Origin of the sequence: Pseudomonas sp. B2M1-30 (assembly GCF_025447575.1) — a bacterium.
GTDB lineage: Bacteria > Pseudomonadota > Gammaproteobacteria > Pseudomonadales > Pseudomonadaceae > Aquipseudomonas > Aquipseudomonas botevensis.
In genome coordinates this window covers 1-606 of sequence record NZ_JAOEJT010000036.1, presented here as the reverse complement: position 1 = coordinate 606, position 606 = coordinate 1, and the positions used below count along the sequence as shown (strand labels likewise).

General features: G+C 63.7%; 1 pseudogene. It reads left to right on the top strand.

From position 1 onward, the window contains the following. Positions 1–606, top strand: a pseudogene (locus N8H74_RS29200) (type IV secretion protein Rhs); the annotation flags it as partial.

The following is a 606-nucleotide window of genomic DNA, read 5'->3' as shown; positions in this document are numbered from 1 at the left end:
CGAGCGCCCGGCGATTCACAACAGTCTGTCGCGGGCGGCGATTTTTCTCGGGGATGAAGCGGAGGAATTGATCCTCGCGCTGGCGGGGGAAACGGCGCGGTTTTATCACTTTCGCAGTGGGCGTCTGACGGCGATCAGTGATGCATACGACAACCGCTTGCGCATCAGCCGCGACCGTCAGGACCGTGTTCAGCGGCTGGACAACGGCGCCGGTCGCGGGCTGTTGTTGCGTTATGACCGCGCCCATCTGATCGGCATCGACTATCAGAGCTTTCGACCCGCACCGAGCCTTGAAGAGGCCTGGCACACCGAGCAGACGCTGGTCAGTTATCGCTACGACGCCCGCCATCGCCTGCTCGAAGCCACCAACGCCGTTGGCGACAGCGAACGCTACGACTACGACGACGCCCACGTCATCCTGCAACGCCAGTTGAGCGGCGGCGCGAGCTTCTTCTGGGAATGGCAACGGGCCGGCAAGGCGGCACGCTGCGTACGCCACTGGGCGTCGTTTGCGCAGATGGACACCCGCTACGTCTGGGATGACGCCGGCCGCGTCACGGTGCAATACGTCGATGGCACCGAAGAGGTTTACGTCCACGACGACAG